The organism is Tomitella fengzijianii (assembly GCF_007559025.1).
Classification (GTDB): Bacteria; Actinomycetota; Actinomycetes; order Mycobacteriales; family Mycobacteriaceae; genus Tomitella; species Tomitella fengzijianii.
The window spans coordinates 2005828-2028005 of the sequence record NZ_CP041765.1; the positions used below are offsets into that span (position 1 = coordinate 2005828).

General features: G+C 71.8%; 22 protein-coding genes. 1 reads left to right on the top strand and 21 read right to left on the bottom strand.

Annotated elements, in window-relative coordinates; all coding sequences use genetic code 11:
• Positions 1 to 109 precede the first annotated feature (109 nt).
• The 16 genes from metK to FO059_RS09190 all read right to left on the bottom strand — a co-directional run bounded on the left by metK (position 110) and on the right by FO059_RS09190 (position 17558).
• The gene (gene metK, locus FO059_RS09115) at positions 110 to 1333 is read right to left on the bottom strand and encodes a methionine adenosyltransferase (protein WP_199257020.1); all 1224 of its coding nucleotides are present in this window, start codon (positions 1331 to 1333) and stop codon (positions 110 to 112) included.
• Between the two features lie 201 nt (positions 1334 to 1534).
• The gene (gene coaBC / locus FO059_RS09120) at positions 1535 to 2800 is read right to left on the bottom strand and encodes a bifunctional phosphopantothenoylcysteine decarboxylase/phosphopantothenate--cysteine ligase CoaBC (protein WP_143908161.1); all 1266 of its coding nucleotides are present in this window, start codon (positions 2798 to 2800) and stop codon (positions 1535 to 1537) included.
• Complete coding sequence (rpoZ, locus tag FO059_RS09125) at positions 2797 to 3099, bottom strand: DNA-directed RNA polymerase subunit omega (protein WP_235671084.1); 303 nt, start codon at positions 3097 to 3099, stop codon at positions 2797 to 2799. The genes coaBC and rpoZ overlap by 4 nt, the downstream gene beginning before the upstream one ends.
• Positions 3100 to 3224: 125 nt before the next feature.
• On the bottom strand, positions 3225 to 3830 hold the full coding sequence (gene gmk / locus FO059_RS09130) for a guanylate kinase (RefSeq protein WP_233266772.1): 606 nt from the start codon (positions 3828 to 3830) through the stop codon (positions 3225 to 3227).
• Positions 3831 to 3835: 5 nt separating this feature from the next.
• The gene (gene mihF / locus FO059_RS09135) at positions 3836 to 4153 is read right to left on the bottom strand and encodes an integration host factor, actinobacterial type (RefSeq protein ID WP_143908163.1); all 318 of its coding nucleotides are present in this window, start codon (positions 4151 to 4153) and stop codon (positions 3836 to 3838) included.
• A gap of 456 nt (positions 4154 to 4609) precedes the next feature.
• Positions 4610 to 5908, bottom strand: coding sequence for a glycosyltransferase 87 family protein (locus FO059_RS09140; RefSeq protein WP_143908165.1), 1299 nt, complete (start codon positions 5906 to 5908; stop codon positions 4610 to 4612).
• Entirely contained in the window at positions 5905 to 6747 is an 843-nt protein-coding gene (gene pyrF / locus FO059_RS09145; protein WP_143908167.1) for an orotidine-5'-phosphate decarboxylase, read from the bottom strand. The genes FO059_RS09140 and pyrF overlap by 4 nt, the downstream gene beginning before the upstream one ends.
• Positions 6744 to 10070: a carbamoyl-phosphate synthase large subunit gene (carB, locus tag FO059_RS09150; protein WP_143908169.1), complete on the bottom strand. Its 3327-nt coding sequence runs from the start codon at positions 10068 to 10070 to the stop codon at positions 6744 to 6746. The genes pyrF and carB overlap by 4 nt, the downstream gene beginning before the upstream one ends.
• 88 nt (positions 10071 to 10158) lie before the next feature.
• Positions 10159 to 11313: a glutamine-hydrolyzing carbamoyl-phosphate synthase small subunit gene (gene carA / locus FO059_RS09155; RefSeq protein ID WP_233266771.1), complete on the bottom strand. Its 1155-nt coding sequence runs from the start codon at positions 11311 to 11313 to the stop codon at positions 10159 to 10161.
• Positions 11310 to 11894: a PH-like domain-containing protein gene (locus FO059_RS09160; RefSeq protein ID WP_233266770.1), complete on the bottom strand. Its 585-nt coding sequence runs from the start codon at positions 11892 to 11894 to the stop codon at positions 11310 to 11312. The genes carA and FO059_RS09160 overlap by 4 nt, the downstream gene beginning before the upstream one ends.
• Positions 11895 to 13226 carry a dihydroorotase gene (locus FO059_RS09165; RefSeq protein ID WP_143908173.1) on the bottom strand — a complete coding sequence of 444 codons (1332 nt, stop codon included), beginning with the start codon at positions 13224 to 13226 and terminating at the stop codon, positions 11895 to 11897.
• Positions 13227 to 13309: 83 nt separating this feature from the next.
• On the bottom strand, positions 13310 to 14257 hold the full coding sequence (locus FO059_RS09170) for an aspartate carbamoyltransferase catalytic subunit (protein WP_143908175.1): 948 nt from the start codon (positions 14255 to 14257) through the stop codon (positions 13310 to 13312).
• Entirely contained in the window at positions 14254 to 14892 is a 639-nt protein-coding gene (pyrR, locus tag FO059_RS09175; protein WP_143908177.1) for a bifunctional pyr operon transcriptional regulator/uracil phosphoribosyltransferase PyrR, read from the bottom strand. Before pyrR ends, FO059_RS09170 begins: the two co-directional genes overlap by 4 nt.
• 157 nt (positions 14893 to 15049) lie before the next feature.
• Positions 15050 to 15610 (bottom strand): transcription antitermination factor NusB, encoded by a 561-nt coding sequence (nusB, locus tag FO059_RS09180; protein WP_143908179.1) that lies wholly within the window; start codon positions 15608 to 15610, stop codon positions 15050 to 15052.
• 1 nt (position 15611) lies between these two features.
• Positions 15612 to 16175 (bottom strand): elongation factor P, encoded by a 564-nt coding sequence (gene efp, locus FO059_RS09185; RefSeq protein ID WP_143908181.1) that lies wholly within the window; start codon positions 16173 to 16175, stop codon positions 15612 to 15614.
• A 171-nt stretch (positions 16176 to 16346) separates the two neighbouring features.
• Positions 16347 to 17558, bottom strand: a complete 1212-nt coding sequence (locus tag FO059_RS09190) for a M24 family metallopeptidase (RefSeq protein ID WP_233266769.1) — start codon at positions 17556 to 17558, stop codon at positions 16347 to 16349.
• Positions 17559 to 17630: 72 nt separating this feature from the next.
• On the opposite strand from FO059_RS09190, the gene FO059_RS09195 reads away from it, so the two are divergent.
• On the top strand, positions 17631 to 18131 hold the full coding sequence (locus tag FO059_RS09195; protein ID WP_143908182.1) for a B-4DMT family transporter: 501 nt from the start codon (positions 17631 to 17633) through the stop codon (positions 18129 to 18131).
• A gap of 59 nt (positions 18132 to 18190) precedes the next feature.
• On the opposite strand, the gene aroQ is transcribed toward FO059_RS09195, so the two are convergent.
• Genes aroQ through FO059_RS09220 form a run of 5 tightly spaced genes read right to left on the bottom strand, consistent with a single transcriptional unit; the run spans position 18191 to position 22146 of the window.
• Complete coding sequence (gene aroQ, locus FO059_RS09200) at positions 18191 to 18619, bottom strand: type II 3-dehydroquinate dehydratase (RefSeq protein WP_143908184.1); 429 nt, start codon at positions 18617 to 18619, stop codon at positions 18191 to 18193.
• Positions 18616 to 19740, bottom strand: a complete 1125-nt coding sequence (gene aroB, locus FO059_RS09205) for a 3-dehydroquinate synthase (protein WP_143908186.1) — start codon at positions 19738 to 19740, stop codon at positions 18616 to 18618. The genes aroQ and aroB overlap by 4 nt, the downstream gene beginning before the upstream one ends.
• A gap of 17 nt (positions 19741 to 19757) precedes the next feature.
• Positions 19758 to 20360 (bottom strand): shikimate kinase, encoded by a 603-nt coding sequence (locus FO059_RS09210; protein ID WP_143908188.1) that lies wholly within the window; start codon positions 20358 to 20360, stop codon positions 19758 to 19760.
• Complete coding sequence (gene aroC / locus FO059_RS09215; RefSeq protein WP_143908191.1) at positions 20360 to 21547, bottom strand: chorismate synthase; 1188 nt, start codon at positions 21545 to 21547, stop codon at positions 20360 to 20362. Before aroC ends, FO059_RS09210 begins: the two co-directional genes overlap by 1 nt.
• Positions 21548 to 21582: 35 nt before the next feature.
• Positions 21583 to 22146, bottom strand: coding sequence for a prepilin peptidase (locus tag FO059_RS09220; RefSeq protein WP_143908193.1), 564 nt, complete (start codon positions 22144 to 22146; stop codon positions 21583 to 21585).
• Positions 22147 to 22178 lie beyond the last annotated feature (32 nt).

Sequence of the window (22178 nt, forward strand, 5' to 3'; positions counted from 1 at the left end):
CCGTCCGTCACCGCGCCCCCTTGCAAGGCCGCCGACCAAGCATCCTGTGCACGTTCCGCACGTCGGAACGTGCACAGGATGCTTGGTCGGTCGGTGGATTGGTCTGCGCCTACAGCCCCGCCAGCGCGCGCAGCTCGTCGGCCTTGTCGGTGCGCTCCCAGGGCAGGTCGATGTCGGTACGCCCGAAGTGCCCGTAGGCGGCGGTCTGCCCGTAGATCGGGCGCAACAGGTCCAGGTCGCGCACGATCGCGCCGGGCCGCAGGTCGAACACCTCGGCGATGAGCGACTGGATCTTCGACGGGTCGATCTGCTCGGTGCCGAAAGTCTCGACGAACAGACCCACCGGAGCGGCCTTGCCGATCGCGTAGGCGACCTGCACCTCGATGCGCTCGGCCAGCCCGGCGGCGACCGCGTTCTTCGCCACCCAGCGCATGGCGTACGCAGCCGAGCGGTCCACCTTGGACGGGTCCTTGCCGGAGAACGCGCCGCCGCCGTGCCGCGCCATCCCGCCGTAGGTGTCGACGATGATCTTGCGCCCGGTCAGGCCTGCGTCGCCCATCGGGCCGCCCAGCACGAATTTGCCGGTGGGATTGACCAGCAGGCGGACCTCGGAGGTGTCGAGGCCGGCCCCGGTCTCGGACATGTCGGCGAGCACGGGCGCCAGGACCTTGTCGCGGATGTCGGGCAGCAGCATGTTGTCCAGGTCGATGTCCGCGGCGTGCTGCGTGGACACGACGATGGTGTCGAGGCGCACGGGGCGGTCGCCCGCGTACTCGATGGTCGCCTGCGTCTTGCCGTCCGGGCGCAGGTACGGCAGCACACCGTCCTTGCGCACGGCGGTGAGCCTGCGCGAGAGCCTGTGCGCCAGGGCGATCGGCATGGGCATGAGCTCGGGGGTGTCGCGGCAGGCGTATCCGAACATCAGGCCCTGGTCGCCGGCGCCCTGCCTGTCGATCGCGTCGTCGGAGAAATCCACCCGCGACTCGTAGGCGGTGTCCACGCCCTGGGCGATGTCGGGCGACTGGGCGCCGATGGCGATGTTGACGCCGCACGAGTTGCCGTCGAAGCCCTTCGAGGACGAGTCGTAGCCGATCTCGAGGACCTTGTCGCGCACGATGTGCGGGATGTCGACGTACGCGCCGGTGGTCACCTCGCCGACGACGTGCACCTGGCCCGTGGTCACCAGAGTCTCCACGGCGACGCGGCTCGCCGGGTCGGCGGCCAGCATCGCGTCGAGGATCGAATCGCTGATGGCGTCGCAGATCTTGTCCGGGTGGCCCTCTGTCACCGACTCGCTGGTGAACAGTCGATGTCCCGGGTGGTTCACTGACATTTCTCTCCCAAGGCTCTCGTCACGGATCACTTCTCGTGTGTCGCACGGCGCGCTCGGCGCACCTGCCCGCCGTTGAGGCTGGTATGAGGGCTCTCGTCATCAGCCAGGATGAAACGGGTACCCACCGACCCTATGCCTCCGGGCCGCGCCGGGGCCGCAAGGGGTCCGCCGTGCGCGGGACGGCCGGGCGGCGGGCGGGGATCAGGGGCGACAGTGTCCGTCGCCCAGCAGGGCGGTCACCGAGTCGAGGATCCGGGTGGACATCAGCGACTTGGACCCGTGCTCGATGGCCCGCTCCGAACCGTCCGCAGAAAGCAGCCAGCCGTCGTTGGAATCGAGACCGAAGGTCCGGTCGTCCCCGACCGTGTTGACGACGAGCAGGTCGCAGCCCTTCCGCGCGAGCTTCGCGCGGCCGTGGTGCAGTGCGTCGCCGTCGGCGTCGCCGGTCTCCGCCGCGAAGCCGACGATCACGCGGGTCGCGGGAAGTCCGCCCGCGCCGCGGCGCGTGACCAGGCCCTTGAGGATGTCGGGGTTGCGGGTCAGTGCCACCGAGTCGGGCTCGCTGGCCGCACCCTTCTTCATCTTCGCGTCGGCGCGTGTCGCCGGCCGGAAGTCCGCCACCGCGGCGGCCATGATCACCACCTCGGCGTCCTGGGCGGCGGCGTCCACCGCCGACTGGAGCTCGGAGGCCGTGCCGATCCGCTCGACGCGGACCGCCGGCGGGTCCGGGAGGCCGGTCGACGCGGCCGCGATCAGCGTGACCTCGGCGCCGCGTTGGGCGGCCAGCCGGGCGAGCGCGTAGCCCTGCTTCCCCGAGCTGCGGTTGCCGAGGAAGCGCACGGGGTCGAGCGGTTCGCGGGTCCCGCCCGCGGTGACCACGACGCGCACGCCCTCCAGGTCGCGGGGCACCGCGTCGCTCCGCTCGAGGATCACGTCGGCGAGCATGCAGATCTCGCCGGGGTCCGGAAGGCGTCCCGCGCCGGAGTCCGCGCCGGTCAGCCGTCCCGAAGCCGGTTCGACGACGACGGCTCCCCGGCCGCGGAGCGTCGCCACGTTGTCCACCGTGGCCGGGTGCTCCCACATCTCGGTGTGCATGGCCGGCACGAACATCACCGGGCAGCGCGCGGTGAGAAGCGTGGAGGTGAGCAGGTCGTCCGCGCGGCCTTGGGCGGCACGCGCCATGAGGTCCGCCGTGGCCGGCGCGATGACGACCAGGTCGGCCTCCTGCCCCAGGCGCACGTGCGGCACGGCGGGGACGTCCGCGAACACTCCCGTGTGCACGGGGTTGCCCGACAACGCCTCGAAGGTGGCGGAGCCGACGAAGGACAGGGCGGCCTCGGTCGGGATCACGTGCACTTGGTGCCCGGCCTCGGTGAAGTGCCGGATCACCGAGCACGACTTGTAGGCGGCGATACCGCCGCCCACCCCGACGACGATGCGCCGGGGTGCCGCGGAGGGGTCGCTCACTCGCCTTCGGTGTGCTCGAGGAGGTCCCCGTGGATCTCCCGCATGGCGATCGACAGGGGCTTCTCCTGCAGGCCCGGCTCGACGAGCGGGCCGACGTACTCGAGGATGCCCTCGCTGAGCTGGTTGTAGTAGTCGTTGATCTGGCGCGCACGCTTGGCCGCGTAGATCACCAGCGCGTACTTCGACGAGACGCGCTCGAGAAGCTCATCGATCGGGGGGTTGGTGATGCCCAGCGGGGTGTCGTACGGCCGCACGGCCTCGGCCACCGCGGATTCGCCTGCATCGACCTTGCTGCTCACTCGCATTACTCCTGACATCACTGCCTGACAACCCGGTTGCGGCGGTGGTTGTGTGTGTGGATGTGAAGCGCCCCCGCCGGATTTGAGCCCTTGCCGAACCGTGACCGACGGAGATCGGTTCATCCCTACCCGGGACCGATCAACAATGATACCAATTCTTCCACGGCGCGGTCGACGCTGTCATTGACCACCACGTGGTCGAACTCGTCCTGGGCGGCCAGCTCGGTGCGGGCCGTCTCCAGCCGGCGGGCCACCACGGACGGATCCTCGGTGCCGCGCCCGGTCAGGCGGGACACCAGATCCTCCCAGCTGGGGGGCGCAAGGAACACGAAGCGGGCGTCGGGGCTCGACTCGCGCACCTGCCGCACCCCCGCCAGGTCGATCTCGAGGAGCACGGGGCGGCCGTCGGCAAGGGCCTCACGGATGGGCGCCGCCGGCGTGCCGGAGCGTTGCAGCCCGCCATGGATCTCCGCCCACTCGAGCAGCTCGTCACCGTCGATCATGCGCTGGAAGCCGTCGTCGCCCACGAAGTGGTAGTCGACGCCGTCCACCTCCCCCGGCCGGGGCGCGCGGGTGGTGGCCGAGACGCTGAAAACCAGTTCCGGCACCCGGCGGCGCAGTTCACGGACCACTGTGGACTTGCCCACGGCCGAGGGGCCGGCCAGTACCACCAGCCGGCCCCTCGGTCCGTCGTTCGGGCGCATCGTCACCGGATCGGTGCGTGCGTCCATGGGGATCACTCGAAGTCGAACTTGGCCAGCAGGGCCTTGCGCTGACGGTCGCCGAGTCCCCGCAGGCGGCGGGTGGGGGCGATCTCGAGCTCGGTCATGATTTCCTGCGCCTTGACCTTGCCCACCTTCGGCAGGGCCTCGAGCAGCGCGGAGACCTTCATCTTGCCGAGGATCTCGTCCGTCTCGGCGTCCTTGAGCACCTGCTTGAGGTCGGTGCCGCCGCGCTTGAGGCGCTCTTTGAGCTCAGCCCTGGCCTTGCGAGCGGCTGCCGCCTTCTCCAGAGCAGCAGCCCGCTGCTCGTCGGTCAACTGGGGAAGGGCCACGGTTCCTCCGTCTCGTCGTGTACGTGGATCATCGGTCTGCATCGTCCACCGCGGGACCCGGTCGCGCAAGTGGCGCGATCACCGCAGGTGGACAGCAGCGATAGCGACCGTACTCAGCCCCCGGGGCATTTGCGAACCCGCCCCCGCCCTGGTCGGCCCGCAACGGCGCCGACCGGGGCGCCGGTCTTCGGGCGCGGCGGCGCTCGCGACGTCGGCCTGCAGCGCCGCCCGCGCGATCACGCTACCGTCGGATATCCCGCATTTCCGCAGTTCACAGCGTCGCAGCGGCGTCGGGCCCGGTGTGGCCGCCGCCCCGGCCGGTCCGATCAGCGCCGCCGGCCCACATGCGCGTGCCGGGGCGCGCAAGGGCGCCGAAAAATTTCCTCCACCGGTCGCACCCCGCGCGTGTCGCGCCGGATAGACGCACGTCGGCGGTGGTGCCCGCGCGGAGCACGATCACCACCGCGCGCGGCCGTGACGTACCTCGCGCCCCTCCCCTTCGGCCCGCTCCCCTTCGGCCCGCTCCTCCCGGGCCGGTATCGCGGATCCGGCCGGTGCCGCCAGCCCGACCATGGTGGCCGCCGCGGCGAGCATGATCGCCTCGGTGCCCGCCCGGTCGAGCGCGGCGACGCCCGAACCCCACGTCGCCACGAGCGGTGCGGTGCGGGCGAATGCCGCGGCCGCCACCCCCGCGGCCAGCAGCCGGGAGGCGCGCAGGCCGGCCCGGCGCCGTCGGGCCGCGCGCGAACCCGCGGTGCCGCAGCCGTGCCCGCTGGAAGGCGTCGGCGGTGGAGTCCACAGCAGCCCCACCGCGGGGACGAGCCACACGTAGTGATGGGACCAGGCCACCGGCAGCATCAGCTCGGCGCCCAGCGCGGCCACGACCAACGCGGCCACCGGCCCCCGGGAGCGTGCCGCCCGCACGCATCCCCACGCCGTCAGCGGGGCGATCAGCACGCAGACGGCCGCCCACACCGCGACGACGGTCCCGTCCGACGTGTCCGCGGGCAGAGTGCGCAGGAGCATGCCGCGGACGGACTGATTGCCCGCCACGGACGGGTCGCCCACGCCGACACGGCCGGCCAGCCCGGGAACGACGTCCAGGACGTAGTCACGTGTGGGCCCCGGAAGAACCACCAGCGCCAGGAGCGAGCAGGCCGCGGCCGCCACGACGCCGACCGCGGCCGCGCGCCACCGGCGCAGGAGCAGCGGCACGGCCAGGTAGGCGGCGGGTATCAGCTTCACCGCCGCCGCGCATCCGGTGAGCGCGCCCCGGGGCAGCCACGCGGGCAGCCGGACCCCACGGTCCGCGTCCACCAGGCACATCGCCATCAGCAGCAGGCCCACCTGCCCGTATCCGAGGGAATCGGCGACCGGCCCGGAGGCCGCCCACAGCCCGGTCAGGCCCAGCACCCACCACGTCCGGTGGCGCCGGCCCGCCAGCAGCGAACGGTAGCCGACGGCCACGCTCACCGACAGCGCGCACACGTTCACCACCGCCCACAGCCACTGCGCGGCGGTCCAGCCGACGGCGGCGAGGGGCACGGAGGCCAGCGCGGCGAACGGCGGATACGTGAACGGAACGCGGGCGTCCCCCTGCGGGCCGTCGTAGAGCCCCTTCCCGGCCAGGACGTCCTGGCCGGCCTCGAAGTAGACGCGGAGGTCGATGCCGTGGACGGTGTCGAAGAGCCGGAACAGCGCGGTGACGGCCACCGCGCAGGCCGCGACGGCCAGCCACCGGCCCCGGGAGGTCACCGCAGTGCGGCCTCGATCTCGTCGCGGGTCCGCTCCGCGGCCGTGCGCACCCGCTCCGCGTCCGGTCCGGCGCGCAGGATGGCGCGCGAGGAATTCGGAATCAGCAGTCCGGCAGCACCGGAGAAGATGCCGGGCAGGTCGGCCGCGGATGCTCCCTGGGCCCCCAGTCCGGGGGCGAGGATCGGCCCGGCGAAGCCGTCCAGGCGCAGCCCGTGCGCGCGTGTGGCGCCGACGACCAGACCGACGGTGCCCGTGGCGTCCTCGGCGGCGCCGTCGACGATCGATTGCGCGACGGTGGTACCTGCAGCGGACGCGGCTCCGCCCGCCAGCTGCGCCGTCTGCACCGCGTGCCCCTCCGGGTTGGAGGTGCGCGCCAGGACGAACACGCCGCGTCCGGTGCCGCGCGCCTGCTCGACGGCCGGGGCCAGCGCCCCGAGGCCGAGATACGGGGCCGCCGTCACCGCGTCCGCCGCCAGTGGCGCGCCGTCGGACAGCCAGGCGCGGGCGTAGGCGGCCATCGTCGACCCGATGTCACCGCGCTTGGCGTCGGCGAGCGTCAGCGCGCCGGCTTCGTGGAGTCGGGCCAGAGCATCCTCGAGCACCGCCAGGCCCGCCGACCCGTATTCCTCGAACATCGCGACCTGCGGCTTGACCACCGCCACCGACGGACCCAGGGCGCGCACGCACACGTCGGTGAACTGCGCCAGCCCGTCGGGGCTGCGCGGCAAGCCCCAGGCCTCGAGCAACTCGGGGTGCGGGTCGATCCCCGCGCACAGCCGCCCCCGCTGCTCGACGGCCGAGCGCAGACGGTCGGCGAACCCGGAACCGACTGGTGTCACGAGCCCGCGCGCAGGTGCGCGTGCAGATCCTGCAGCGACCGCACGTCGATCTCGCCGCGGATCATCGCCTCGACGCCCTGCACGGCGGCCGCCGCGCCCTGCACCGTGGTGATGCAGGGTGTCGACGTGGCGATGGCGGCGCTCCGGATCTCGTAGCCGTCCACGCGCGGGCCCGAGGTGCCGAACGGCGTGTTGATCACCAGGTCGACCTTGTGCTCGCGCAGGAGCTCCACGATCGAGTCCTGCCCGTCGCGCTCATCGGAGTACTTGGCGATCTCGGTGGCCTTGATGCCGTTGCGCCGCAACATCTCCGCGGTGCCCACCGTGGCGAGCACGGTGAAGCCCAGGTCGGCGAGACGCTTGACGGGGAACACCATCGCGCGCTTGTCGCGGTTGGCGACGGACACGAACACCGTTCCGCTGGTCGGCAACGCGGACGACGCGCCGATCTGGCTCTTCGCGAACGCGGTGCCGAAGTCCTTGGCGATGCCCATGACCTCGCCCGTGGACTTCATCTCGGGGCTCAGCAGACTGTCGATGCCGGTGCCGTCCGCCTTGCGGAACCGGTTGAACGGCAGGACGGCCTCCTTGACGGCCACGGGCGCCTCCGCCGCGACGGTCCCGCCGTCGCCGGTGGCGGGCAGCACGCCCGCCGACCGCAACTGGGCGATCGACTCGCCCATCATGACCCGCGAGGCGGCCTTGGCGAGCGGGACGCCCGTGGCCTTGGAGACGAACGGCACCGTGCGGCTGGCCCGCGGGTTGGCCTCGAGCACGTAGAGCACATCGTCCTTGAGCGCGTACTGCACGTTCATCAGACCGCGCACGCCGATGCCCTTGGCCAGGGCCTCGGTGGAACGGCGCACGGCCTCGACGTCCTGGCGGCCCAGGGTGATCGGGGGCAGGGCGCACGCCGAGTCGCCGGAGTGGATGCCGGCCTCCTCGATGTGCTCCATCACGCCGCCCAGGTACACCTCGTCGCCGTCGCAGAGCGCGTCCACGTCGATCTCGATGGCGTCCTCGAGGAAGCGGTCGACGAGCACCGGGTGATCGGACGACAGCTCGGTGGCGCGGGAGATGTAACCCTCCAGCGACGCCTCGTCGTAGACGATCTCCATGCCGCGTCCGCCCAGCACGTAGGAGGGGCGGACGAGCACCGGGTAGCCGATCTCGGACGCGATGGCCCGCGCCTGCTCGTAGGTGGTGGCGGTGCCGAACCGCGGCGCCGGCAGGCCGGCCTCGGTCAGCACCTTGCCGAACTCGGCCCGGTCCTCCGCGAGGTCGATGGCGCCGGGGGTCGTGCCGACGATCGGCAGACCCGCCGCCTCCAGCCGCTCCGCCAGGCCCAGCGGCGTCTGGCCGCCGAGCTGCACGATGACCCCGGCGACGGTGCCGGATGCGCTCTCCGCCTGGAAGACCTCCAGGACGTCTTCGAAGGTGAGCGGCTCGAAGTAGAGCCGGTCCGCCGTGTCGTAGTCGGTGGAGACCGTCTCCGGGTTGCAGTTGATCATCACGGTCTCGTAGCCGACCTCGGACAGCGTGGTGGCCGCGTGCACGCACGAGTAGTCGAACTCGATGCCCTGGCCGATCCGGTTGGGGCCGGAGCCCAGGATCAGTACCTTCGGCTTGTCGCGCTGCTCGAGCACCTCGGACTCCGCGCCGGCGTGCAGCTCGTAGGTCGAGTAGTGGTAGGGCGTCCTCGCCTCGAACTCCGCCGCGCAAGTGTCGACGGTCTTGAAGACCGGCCGCACGCCCAGCCGGTGGCGCAGGTCGCGCACGCCGTCCTCGCCCGCGAGTTCGGGCCGGAGCACCGCGACCTGGCGGTCGGACAGTCCCTCGTTCTTCGCCAGCCGCAGCAGCGCCTCGTCCATCACCGGCGCGTCGATGATGCGGGACCGCAGCTGCACGAGTCCCTCGACCTCGGCGATGAACCACGGGTCGAGCGCCGAGGCCTCGTGGACCTGGTCGATGGTGGCGCCGTACCGCAGCGCGCGCTCGATGTCGTACATCCGGCCCTCGCGCGGGGTCCGCAGACGATCGAGCACGGCGGTCACGGTGTCGCCCTCGGGGTCGGGCACCGTCCAGAACCCGGTGCCGCCCTGCTCCAGCGAGCGCAGCACCTTGCCGAGCGCCTCCGAGTAGCTGCGTCCGATCGACATGGCCTCGCCCACCGACTTCATCGTGGTGGTCAGCGTGCCGTCGGCCCCCGGGAACTTCTCGAACGCGAAGCGGGGAGCCTTGACGACGACGTAGTCGAGCGTCGGCTCGAACGACGCGGGAGTCTCGCCAGTGATGTCGTTGACGATCTCGTCGAGCGTGTAGCCGATGGCCAGCCGGGCCGCGATCTTCGCGATGGGGAAGCCGGTGGCCTTCGACGCCAGCGCGCTCGAGCGGGACACGCGCGGGTTCATCTCGATGACGGTCATGCGGCCGTCGGCCGGGTCGACGGCGAACTGGATGTTGCAGCCGCCGGTCTCCACGCCGACCGCCCGCAGGATCTCGATGCCCAGCGTGCGCATCTTCTGGTACTCGCGGTCGGTGAGGGTCATCGACGGGGCCACCGTCACGGAGTCGCCGGTGTGCACGCCGATGGCGTCGACGTTCTCGATGGAGCAGACGATGACGACGTTGTCGTTCTTGTCGCGCATCAGCTCCAGCTCGTACTCCTTCCATCCGAGGATCGACTCCTCGATGAGCACGTTGGCCGTGGGCGAGGCCGCCAGGCCGCCGCCGGCGATCCGGTCGAGATCCTCGTAGGTGTACGCCAGGCCGGAGCCCAGCCCGCCCATCGTGAAGCTCGGGCGCACCACCACCGGCAGGCCCAGCTCCTCGACCGCCTCATACACCTCGTCCATGGTGTCGCAGGCGCGGGAACGGGCGCTCTCGCCGCCGACCGATTCGACGATGTCCTTGAACATCTGCCGGTCCTCGCCGCGCTGGATGGCGGGGATGTCGGCGCCGATCAGCTCCACGTCGTGCTTGGCGAGCAGGCCCTGCGCGTCCAGTTGCACCGCGGCATTGAGCGCGGTCTGGCCGCCCAGGGTCGCTAGGACCGCATCGATCGGGTGGCCCTGTTCGCGTTCGCGGATGAAGATCTTCTCGATCACCTCGGGCGTGATCGGCTCGACGTAGGTGGCGTCCGCGTACTCCGGGTCGGTCATGATCGTGGCCGGGTTGGAGTTGATCAGGGTGACGCGCATGCCCTCGGCCTTCAGCACGCGGCAGGCCTGGGTGCCGGAGTAGTCGAACTCGCAGGCCTGGCCGATCACGATGGGGCCGGAGCCGATCACCAGGATGTGTGTGATGTCGTTGCGGCGTGGCATTACTTCAGGCCTGCCTTCCTGTGGAGGTCCGTGCGGCTGGGGGTGCGGCGGGGCGCGGACGGGCGGTGTGCCGCGCGCGACGGGGGGTTCACTTGCCGCCCGCCTTCCTGCCGCGGTCCATCAGGTCCCCGAAGCGGTCGAACAGGTAGCGGGCGTCGTGCGGGCCGGCCGCGGCTTCCGGGTGGTACTGGACGGAGAACGCGGTGCCGTCGAGCAGCTCGACGCCCTCGACGGTGCCGTCGTTGGCGCACACGTGGCTCACGCGTGCGCGGCCGAACGGGGTGTCGAACTCCTCGCCGCGCTCGCCCTCCAGGGCGAAGCCGTGGTTCTGCGAGGTGATCGCCACGCGGCCGGTGGCCTCGTCGATCACCGGGATGTTCATGCCGCGGTGGCCGAAGCGCATCTTGTAGGTGCGCCGTCCCAGCGCGCGGCCCAGGATCTGGTTGCCGAAGCAGATGCCGAACATCGGGATGCCCTTGCCGATGACGCCGCGCGTGAGCTGCACCGCGGTGTCCGCGGTGGCGGGGTCGCCGGGGCCGTTGGACAGGAAGAACCCGTGGGCGCCGACGGCCTCGACCTGCTCGAGCGTGGCCGTGGACGGCAGCACGTGCACCCGGCAGCCGCGCGCCGCGAGCTGCTCGGGGATCGACGCCTTCATGCCCAGGTCCACGGCCGCCACCTCGAAGCGCGGCTCTCCCGCGGGCTCGATGATGTAGCCGCTGTCGGTGCTCACTTCGCGGGCCAGGTCGGCGCCGAGCATCGCAGGCTGGGCCTGCACGATGCGCTGCAGGCCGTCGACCGGCCCCAGCGAGGTGCCGGAGAAGATCCCCGCGCGCATGGCGCCCCTGTCGCGCAGGTGGCGGACGACGGCGCGGGTGTCGATGCCGGAGATCCCCACGATGCCCTGGCGCACCAGCTGGTCCTCGAGCGATCCGCGGTCGGCCCGCCAGTTGAACACGGTCCGCGAGGGTTCGCGGATGGCGTATCCAGCCACATGGATCCTGTCCGCGGGGGTGCCGTCGTCGGCCCGGGACTCGCTGTCCTGCGAGTTCCAGCCCGTGTTTCCGATCTGCGGGGCCGTGGCCACCACAATCTGCCGGTGATAGCTGGGGTCGGTGAGAGTCTCCTGGTAGCCGGTCATGCCGGTGCAGAACACGGCCTCACCGAGGGTCTGCCCCTGCGCCCCGTACGTGGAGCCCCGGAACACCTTCCCGTCTTCGAGTACGAGAACCGCGTCGCTCACTTCTGTTCCTTCCTGTTCGAATCCCGGCCGGCCTGCTCCGGTTCGTTCTTTTGCGTTCCGCCCCGTGCGGGCTCCCCGTCCGCGTCGTTGAACTCGGCCAGCCATCGCGGATACACCGACTTGTCGTCGCCGCGGAAGCCCGTGTCCATCTCGACCTTGTCGTCCGCGCCGGTGGTGCGCCAGCGGATCACCAGCAGCCCGTCCTTGGTCATCACTTTTCCGGCGAGGCGGCGGTCGGTGCGCACGGACACGATGGACGCGCGCGGGATCCACAGCGGCTCGGCGTCCTGGCGTTCCAGCAGCACTCCCTCGCGGTAGCCGGTAAGCGCGGCCAGCGCGCGCACGCCCAGCCCGTGCGCCGTCACGCGGGCCTGCCAGTTCCCGGCCAGCGCCGAGCCCACGTACAGCCCGCTTGTCTCGTCGACCGTCGGACGCGAGAGCTTCTTCGGGACCGGGTGCAGGTCACCCACCGCACCCTGCTGGAAACGGCCGCGGCGTCGCCAGCCCCTCCACATCAGGTACACGCACAGCGCCCAGATGCCCACTGCCGCAAGCACGGTGATCGTGTTCAGCCAAAACATCTACCTGGCCCTGACCTTTCCGTCGACGCAGGTCACGCGGCCCCTCAGCAGCGTGGCGCGAACCCGAGCGGGCAGCGTGAGATCTTCGTACGGTGTGTTGTCCGCGATGCTGGCCAGCTCCGCGCCGCGCACGGTCCACGCGGAGTCCGGGTCGACCACCGTGAGGTTGGCCGTCTCCCCCACCTCGATCGGGCGGCCGTGGTCCGGCAGGCCGGTGATCTGTGCCGGCCGCACGCTCATCACGTCGGCGACGCCGCGCCAGTCGATCAGCCCCGGCGCCACCATGGTCTGCGCGACGACGCCCAGCGCGGTTTCCAGCCCCAGCATGCCCGGTCGGGCCTGCGAGAACTCGCAGCATTTGTCCTGCGCGGCGTGCGGGGCGTGATCCGTGGCCACGCAGTCCACCACGCCGTCGGCCAGCGCGGCCCGCAGCGCGCGGGTATCGGATTCCTCACGCAGCGGCGGGTTGACGCGGAAGATTCCGTCGTAGGACTCCAGTCGCGCGTCGTCGAGCATCAGGTGGTGCGGGGTCACCTCGGCGGTGATCGCGATGCCCTGGTCCTTGGCCCAGCGGATCAGCTCCACCGTCCCCGCAGTGGAGGCGTGGCAGATGTGCACGCGCGCACCGGCGTCGCGGGCCAGCAGCGCGTCGCGTATGACGATCGATTCCTCCGCCGCGCGCGGCCACCCTGCGAGACCCAGCCGGGCCGCGGTGGGCCCCTCGTGGGCCACCGCCCCCTCGGTGAGCCGGGGCTCCTCCGCGTGCTGCGCTATCAGGACGTCCAGCCCGCGCGCATACTCCAGCGCGCGGCGCATGATCAGCGGGTCGGCGACGCAGTGCCCGTCGTCGGAGAACAGCCGCACCGCCGCCGACGACGCCGCCATGACGCCCATCTCCGCCAGCTCGGCACCGGCCAGACCCTTGGTGACCGCGCCCACCGGGTGCACGTCGACCAGCCCCACCGCCTGGCCCTGCGCGTAGACGTGGTCGGTGACCACCGCGGTGTCGGCGACGGGCTCGGTGTTGGCCATCGCGAACACGGCCGTGTAGCCGCCACGGGCCGCCGCCGCGGAGCCGGAGCGCACAGTCTCCGCGTCCTCCCGGCCGGGCTCGCGCAGGTGGGTGTGCATGTCGACGAAACCGGGCAGCAACACGGTACCGGCCGCCTCGATCACCTCGTCCGCCGCAGACGCGGCGGAGTCGGGGCCGCCGGCGTCCCGACCCCCTGCGACCGTCGGGACGATCCGCGTGATCACGCCGTCGTCGATCAGCACGTCCACCGGGTCGCCCTCGCCGTAGGGGCGCGTGCCCGTGATCAGTACCGTCGTCACGCCGCCGTCCTCGCTTCCATGTGTCCACCGTTCCGCCGGAGCCGTGCGCCGTGCCCCTCCGGCATTGTGCGTCGAGCGCCCATCTATGCGTCGACCTGCCCGCCGACGAGCAGGCGGAACAGCACCGCCATCCGCACGTGCACCCCGTTGGCGACCTGCTGAAGCGGGGCCGCCTGCGGCGAATCGGCCACCGAATAGCCGATCTCCATCCCCCGGAGCATCGGGCCCGGGTGCAGGATCACCGCGTGCTCCGGCAGCATCCGCCGGCGTGTCTCGCTCAGGCCGTAGCGGATCGAGTACTCGCGCGGGCTCGGGAAGAACCCGCCGCGCATCCGCTCGGCCTGCACCCGCAGCATCATCACCGCGTCGAGGCCCGGCAGCTCGGAGTCCAGGTCGTGCGCGACGGTGACGCCCCACCCGTCCGCCCCCAGGGGCATCAGGGTGGGCGGGGCGATGAGGACCACGTCCGCGCCCAGCATCGTCAGCAGCAGCGCGTTGGAACGCGCCACCCTGCTGTGCAGGATGTCCCCGACGATCCCGACGCGACGGCCCTCGATGCCGCCGAGCCTGTCGCGGAGCGTCAGCGCGTCGAGCAGCGCCTGGGTGGGGTGCTCGTGCATGCCGTCGCCCGCGTTGATCACCGAGGGGGCGACCCCGTCCTGCGCCATCTCCGCGGTCCAGCGGGCCACCTGCCGGGGCGCGCCGGAGGCCGGATGACGCACGATCAGCGCGTCGGCTCCGATGGCGTGCAGGGTGGCGGCGGTGTCCCGCAACGACTCGCCCTTGCTCACGGACGACGTGCCGGCGCTGACGTTGATGACGTCCGCGCTCATCCACTTGCCCGCCACCTCGAACGAGGCGCGGGTGCGGGTGGAGTTCTCGAAGAAGACCGTCATCACGGTGCGGCCGCGCAGTGTCGGCAGCTTGCGCACCTCACGTCCCAGCAGCGCCGCCTTGAACCTGTCGGCCTCATCGAGCAGGTCCACGGCAGAATCCGGGGTGAGATCGCCGATGGAGAGCAGGTGCTTCACCGCCGTGCCTCCCCGTCGTCGCCGCGCGCCGCGGTGTCGTGCATCGCGGCGTCCTGCGCCCCGAGCATCACCGCGTCGGCGCCGTCGTACTCGCTCAGGCGCACCGACACCGTCTCGCTGCGCGCGGTAGGGATGTTCTTGCCGACGTAGTCGGCCCGCAGCGGGAGTTCCCGGTGGCCGCGGTCCACCAGCACGGCCAGCTGCACGCTGCGCGGCCGGCCCAGGTCGCGCAGGGCGTCGAGCGCCGCGCGGACGGTGCGGCCCGAGTAGAGGACGTCGTCGACGAGGATCACGGTGGAACCGTCCACCCCGCCGATGGGGATCGAGGTCCGCTCGAGCGGGCGGTGCGGCTTGCCGCGCAGATCGTCGCGGTAGAGCGTGATGTCCAGCGCGCCCACGGGCACGCGGACGCCGCTGAACTCGGTGATGCGCTCCGCAAGCCGGGCAGCGAGCGGAGCGCCGCGGGTGGGGATGCCGATGAGGATCACGGGATGCTCGGACGAGGTGTCCAGGGCCGTCTTCTCGATGATCTGATGCGCCATGCGCGCGACGGTGCGGGCGACGTCGGATGCCGACATCAGCTCACGCACACCGGACGGGCGGGCTGCGGGGTTGTGGTTGCCGTTTGTGGGCACGGGAAGCCGCGACCTCCTTCTCCGCCTCACTGGACGGACCGTTAAAGGATGTCTTACGGGATTCAGAATAACAGGGCGGGCGCAGGCGGCCCCGCCGAAACCCCCTCGGACCGGCTGTGAAACCGGACACGGGGAGGTCGGCGGGGCCGCCGTGCGACTATCCCTGCCCGGGACGCGCGTCCGGCTCTTCCGTCCCGGGGCCGGCGTCCGCGCGCTCGCCCTCCGGCCCGCCGGTCTCCGGCCGGTCCTGCTCCGAGGCCGGCACCGCGGCCGCAGCCGCACGCACCTGCGGTGCGACGACGACGACGCGTCCGAGGACGCCGTTGATGAACGCCGGCGACTCGTCCGTCGACAACTGCTTGGCCAGCTCGACGGCCTCGTCCACCGCCACCACCGGCGGGACGTCGGTGTAGAACAGCTCCCACACCGCCAGCCGCAGGATCGCCCGGTCCACCGCGGGCAGACGTTCCAGCCGCCAGCCCTCCAGGTACGAGGCGATGGTGTCGTCGATGCGGTCCCCGTTGGCCCCCACGCCCTCGAGCAGCGACATCGTGAACTCGTTCACCGTCTTGATGGTGTCGTCCTCGGCGGCATAGCTGCGCCGTTCGCGGGCCAGCTCCGCCGGCCCGATGCCGCGCGCCTCCGCCTCGAAGAGCAGGTCCACGCTGCGGCGGCGGGCCTTGTGCCGTGTGCCGTGCCTCCTGATGCGATCGCCCACGTCAGTCGTTCACACGGCTCAGGTAGCTACCGTCCCGCGTGTCCACCTTGAGCTTGTCGCCGGTGTTGATGAACAGCGGGACCTGGATCTCCGCGCCGGTCTCCATGGTGGCGGGCTTGGTGCCGCCGGTGGAGCGGTCGCCCTGCAGGCCCGGGTCGGTGTGACTGACGATGAGGTCCACCGACACCGGCAGCTCCACGTACAGCGGCTCCTCCTCGTGGAACGCGATCTGCGCCGTCATGTTCTCCAGCAGGAAGCGGGCTCCGTCGCCCATCATCTCCGCGCCGATCTGGATCTGGTCGAACGTCTGGCCGTCCATGAACACGAAGTCCGCACCGTCCTGGTACAGGTACGTCATGTCGCGCCGGTCCACGGTCGCGGTCTCCACCTTCACCCCGGCGTTGAAGGTCTTGTCGACGGTCTTGCCCGACGTGACGTTCTTGAGCTTGGTCCGCACGAAGGCGGGGCCCTTGCCGGGTTTGACGTGCTGGAACTCCGTGATCTGCCAGAGCTTTCCGTCGATCTTAAGCACGAGCCCGTTCTTGAAGTCACTGGTCGATGCCACTGTCTGCCTTTCTCGTTCTGGTGCCGCGCCCGTGTGCGCAGGTCGGTTCTGTGCGCCGGTGGTCCGTGGCGTGCGCCGCGGACCACCGGTCCGCAGCGGGTCCGCCCGCGGACGGCGACCTGCCTCGCTGGTGGCGGACGTGCCGCCCACCCACGACGGTGCCCGCGTCGGTCATACCACCCGCAGGTCTTTGCCGGTGCGGGTCAGGATCTCGGCACCGCCGTCGCGGACGACGAGGGTGTCCTCGATACGGACGCCACCGCGGCCCGCGTGGTACACGCCGGGCTCGACGGTGACCACCGCGCCCGCAGGAAGTGTACCGGTGGCCCCGGACGACACCGGCGGCGCTTCATGCACGCGGAGTCCGACCCCGTGCCCCAGCCCGTGCGTGAACAACTCACCCGCGCCGGCCTCGTCGATCACCGCACGCGCGGCGCGGTCCACCTCCGCGCCCGTCACTCCCGCGCGGACGGCGGCGACGCCCGCCTCCTGCGCCCGGCGCACCAACTCGTATGTGTCGCGCTGGAACGCATCCGCGGCGCCGAGGACCACGGTGCGCGTCATGTCCGAGTTGTACCCGCCGACCACGGCACCGAAATCCATCTTGACCAGGTTCCCGTGGCGCAGGACGTCATCGGTGGGCCGGTGGTGCGGGATGGCCGAGTTGGCGCCGCACGCGATGATCGTCTCGAACGCGATCGCCTCGGCGCCGTGCTCGAACATCAGCCACTCGAGCCGGCGCGCCACCTGGCGCTCGCTGCGCCCCGGCGCCAGCGCCCCCTCGGCGAGGAGATCACGCAGCGCCGCGTCGCCGACTGCGCAGGCACGCGCGATGAGGGCGATCTCGCCGTCGTCCTTGACCAGCCTGGCGCCTTCCACCACGCCGGTGGTCGGCACCAGTTCCACGGACGCGGGCGCCGACGTGAGGCGGTGGTCGAGCGCCGCATGATCCGCGACGCTCATCGCCGACGCCTCGAAGCCGACCGGCGCGCGGCCCGGGCCCGCTGCGGTGTGCCGTGCGAAGTGATCGGCGATCACCGCATGGGCGCAGTCGCGGTCGATCAGCACGCGCAGGCCCGGGGCCTGCTGCGCCGCCTGCTCGGTGTAGCGGCCGTCGGTGGCCAGGACCGTCGCGGAATCGTTGGAACCCGCCTGGTCGTCGGCCCCCGCCGCGCCACCGAGCGGATCCGCAGCGACGATCAGCAGCGCCGCGTTGGAGCCGGTGAAACCCGAGAGGTAACGCACGTTGACCAGGTCGGTGACGACGAGCATCGGCACACCGCGACCGCGGAGCGCCGACCGTACGGCGGCGCGCCTGCCGGCATGCACGCGGGGCGCCGCGCCTTTCGGATTCTCGGCCTGAGGGTCCGGGATCTTCGTCACCCGGCACACGCTACCGACCGCACACCTGTGGGTCAGGCCACAGCCGCCTTACCGGACGGTTAGTATCAGTCCATGTTCAGTTGGGTACTGCGATCGATCGTGATGACAGTGGTGCACGTCGTGGCGCGCATCGTCCTCGGCGTGGCCGTCACCGCCGCGCCACTGCACGGCACGGTATCGCGCTATACGGCGTTGGCCATCGTGGTTCTCATCGCGCTCGTGTGGGCCGGGATCGACGGCGTGATCGACGCGCGCCGCCACCCGCTCGTGGAGGACCGCACCGATCTGATCATGCGGTGGATCATCACGGGCGTCATCACCGGACTCGTCGCCGGATTCATCTGCCACCTGCTCGAGGCCGCGGGGGTGGACGGCATCGGATCGCGCACCTGGTTCTTCGACCTCACCTCGGGCGCGGCCGGCACGGCGCTGATGATCATCCTGCCCGCGGCCGCCGGTATCGGGCTGGGCCGGTGGATCGGCAAGTCCGGCGTCGACCCGGACGAAGAGGCCGAGGAGCGCAGGCAGCGGCGCCACGAGATCGCGCTCAGCGGCGTCGGCGGCGAGGAGTAGCCGGGCCCCGGGCCGCGCAGCCCGTTGGACCCGCGCGGCCCGTCAGCCCGCGAGGCTCGTCAGCCCGCGAGGAAGCGGATCGCGGCGTCGTAGCCGGCCACGCCGAGCCCCACGATCACCCCGGTGGCGATGGGACTCAGGTAGGAGTGGTGCCGGAAGTCCTCCCGTGCGTGCACGTTGGAGATGTGCACCTCTACCAGCCTGCTCAGCTCGGCGCAGGCGTCGCGCAGGACCACCGAGGTGTGGGTGAGGCCGCCGGCGTTGAGCACCACCGGGTCGCCGTCGTCGGCCGCCTGGTGGATCCACTCGAGCAGCGTGCCCTCGTGATCGGACTGGCGCACCACCACCTCGACGCCCAGCGCGCGGCCCAGCTCCGTGCACCGGCGCTCCACTTCCGCATGCGTGGTGGCGCCGTACACCTCGGGCTGCCGTGTGCCCAGCCGCCCCAGGTTGGGGCCGTTGATCACCTGGATCCGATTGGCGGTCACAGGAACACCCCGCGGCTGCCCGGTGCGTTGTTGCGTGCCACTTCCGAGTACGCGCCGGCGATGAGAGTCGGGTCGGGCGCCTCGAGCCTGCCCGGCTTCGCCAGTCCGTCGAGCACGACGAACCTGAGCATCCCGGAGCGGTTCTTCTTGTCTGACTGCATGCGCTCGAGCAGTGCGGGCAGTGCGTCCGGGTCGTAGGTGGTGGGCAGCCCCAGCGAGGACAGCACCGTGCGGTGCCGGTCTGCGGTGGCGTCGTCCAGACGGCCGGCCAGGCGCGCGAGCTCTGCGACGAACACCATGCCCACGGCCACCGCCGCCCCGTGCCGCCACTTGTAATGCTCGAGCCTTTCGATGGCGTGGCCCAAAGTGTGCCCGTAGTTGAGGATCTCGCGCAGGCTCGATTCGCGCAGGTCCTGCGAGACCACGTCGGCCTTGACCTGAATGGCGCGCCGCACCAGTTCGGGAAGCACCTCCCCGGTGGGGTCGACGGCCGCTTCCGGGTCGGCCTCCACCAGCTCCAGGATCGTCGGGTCGGCGATGAAGCCCGCCTTCACCACCTCGGCCATGCCGGAGATAATCTCGTTGCGCGGCACCGTCTCCAGAGTGGCCAGGTCCACGAAGACCGCTGCGGGTTCGTGGAAGGAGCCGACGAGGTTCTTGCCGGCGTCGGTATTGATGCCGGTCTTGCCGCCGACCGCCGCGTCCACCATGGCGAGCAGCGTCGTGGGGATGTGCACGACGCGCACGCCGCGCATCCACGTGGCGGCCACGAACCCGGCGAGGTCGGTGGCCGCTCCCCCGCCCAGGCTGATCACCGCGTCCTGGCGTCCCAGGCCGATGCGCCCGAGCACCTCCCAGCAGAATCCGGCGACGGGCAGCTCCTTGCCCTCCTCCGCGTCGGGGATCTCGATGCGGTGCGCGTCGACTCCGGCGTCCGCGAGCTGTTCGCGCACCACCTCCGCCGTCTCGGTGAGCGTGGGCTGGTGGAATATCGCCACGGTGCGGGTGCCGCGCAGCTCATCGACGATGTCGCCCAGCAGCCCGCGCCCGATCACCACCGGGTACGGACGTTCCCCTGCCACCTGCACGCGGACCGGTTCGGCCGGCGTCGTATCGCTCACCTGCGACCTCCTGGGATCTAGTGGTGCTGTTCACCGATGGTGCCGTGCTGACCGCCGGCGTGTCCGGCGGCGTCTGTTTCCGTCGACTCGATCAGCCCGGCGATCTCGCGGACCACCTTGCCGGGGCTGCGCCTGTCAGTGTGGACCACCAGCGTGGCCACCTCTTCATACAGCGGGCGCCGCTCGCGGATGAGTTCGCGGTACCGTCCCGCGGGGTCGTCGCCCTGCAGAAGGGGCCTGGTCTCGTCGTCCTTGCCCGGGTGTCCGCGCAGCCGGCCCGCTATTCCGGTGCGCAGCAGCCCCTCGTGGGCGCTGATGTCCAGGAACACCACGGCATGGCCGCGCAGGAGCGCACGGGTGCGCGCGGAGAGCACCGCCCCACCGCCCAGCGAGACCACCCCGTCGGAGCGCTGCAGCGATTCGCGCACCACGTCCTCTTCGATGCGGCGGAACGCCGCCTCCCCGTCGGCGGCGAAGATCTCGCGGATCGGGCGGCCCTCGCGGCGCTCCACCTCGGAGTCCGTGTCGACGATGCCCACGCCCAGCGCGGAGGCGAGCCTGCGACCGATGGTGGATTTTCCGGCGCCGGGCGGCCCCACCATCACTGCGCGGGGCGCCATCAGTGCTCGAGCCGTTCCCGGACCGCGCTCAGATAGCCCTCCACGTTACGTCGGGTCTCGGGGAGGGAGTCGCCGCCGAACTTCTCCAGCGCCGCCTGCGCCACCACCAGTGCCACCATCGACTCCGCCACCACTCCGGCCGCGGGCACCGCGCACACGTCCGAGCGCTGATGGATGGCCACCGCCTCCTCCCCGGAGGCCATGTCGATGGTCTTCAGGGCGCGGGGCACCGTGGAGATCGGCTTCATCGCCGCGCGCACGCGGAGCGGCTCGCCGTTGGTCATGCCGCCCTCGAGGCCGCCCGCCCGGTTGGTGGACCGTACGATCCCGTCCACGCCCGGCACCATTTCGTCGTGGGCGAGGCTGCCGCGCCGGCGCGCGGTCTCGAAACCGTCGCCGATCTCGACGCCCTTGATCGCCTGGATGCCCATGAGCGCCCCGGCCAGCCGCGAGTCCAGGCGGTCGGCGCCGGCGGTGAACGAGCCGATGCCCACGGGCAGGCCGCTGACCACCACCTCCACGACCCCGCCGAGGGTGTCGCCCTGCTTCTTGGCGGCGTCGATCTCGGCGACCATCGCCTCTTCGCCGGCCTTGTCGAGGGCGCGCACGGGGCTCGCGTCGATGCGGTCGCGGTCGTCGTAGGCGGGCACGCCCGGCTCTTCCGCGCCGGCGCCGCCGATCTCGACCACGTGCGAGACCACCTCGACCCCCAGGGCCTGACGCAGGAATGCGCGGGCGACGGTGCCCGCGGCGACGCGTGCCGCGGTCTCACGGGCGCTGGCCCGCTCGAGCACGGGGCGCGCGTCGTCGAAACCGTACTTGAGCATTCCGGAGTAGTCGGCATGACCGGGCCGGGGCCGGGTGAGCGGCGCGTTGCGGGCCTGGTCGGTGAGCTCCGCGGGGTCGATGGGGTCGGCCGACATGACCTGCTCCCATTTGGGCCACTCGGTGTTGCCGATCTGGATGGCGACCGGGCCGCCGAGCGTCTCCCCGTGGCGCACGCCGCCGAGGATGGTCACCTGGTCCGCCTCGAACTTCATCCGCGCGCCGCGGCCGTAACCGAGGCGACGGCGGCCCAGCTCGCCCGCGATGTCTTCGGTGGTCACCTCGACCCCGGCCACCATGCCCTCGAGCATGGCGACGAGGGCGGGACCGTGGGATTCTCCGGCAGTCGTCCAACGCAGCACGGACCCAATCCTGCCATGAGCCGGGCGATTACCCCTCATCCGGCCGCGAGGAGCGCGGCCAGCGACGCGATGCACATCGACGGCCCGTGCGGCCAGGCGGCATTCCGCGTCCGGCCGGACACGGCGATCCCGCACATCGCGGTCAGGAGCAGCGCTCCCGTCGCGGCGGCGAGCCACGCGTCGCCGCCGCCCAGCGCGGTGGCCGCCCCCAGCCCGGCCGCCAGCTTCGCATCCCCCGCCCCCATCGCCGCCGGCCGCAGCAGGTGCATGCACAGATAGGCGGCCGTCAACAGGCCCGCGCCCCACAGCGCGGCAGCGCCGTGGCCGGCCGCCCCGGCCGCGGCGAGGATCGCCGCGGCGCCCGGGATCGTGAGGAGATCGGGCAGGCGCAGATTACGCAGGTCGACGACGCCGAGAATCGCGCACCATGCGGCGAGCGCGAGCGCCCCGACGGCCGCCGGAAGCAGGCCGGCCGTGGCGCAGCGCGCGGCCAGGGCGAGGCCGAGTCCGCAGGTCGCCGCGGAGTACGCAGCGGCGGCGCCGACCGAGCGGCGCCGGATGCCGCATGCGGCGCCGCGGTCCTTCGCGCATTCCCCCATGACGACCAGCATCGCCCGCCCTGGCGCCGCAG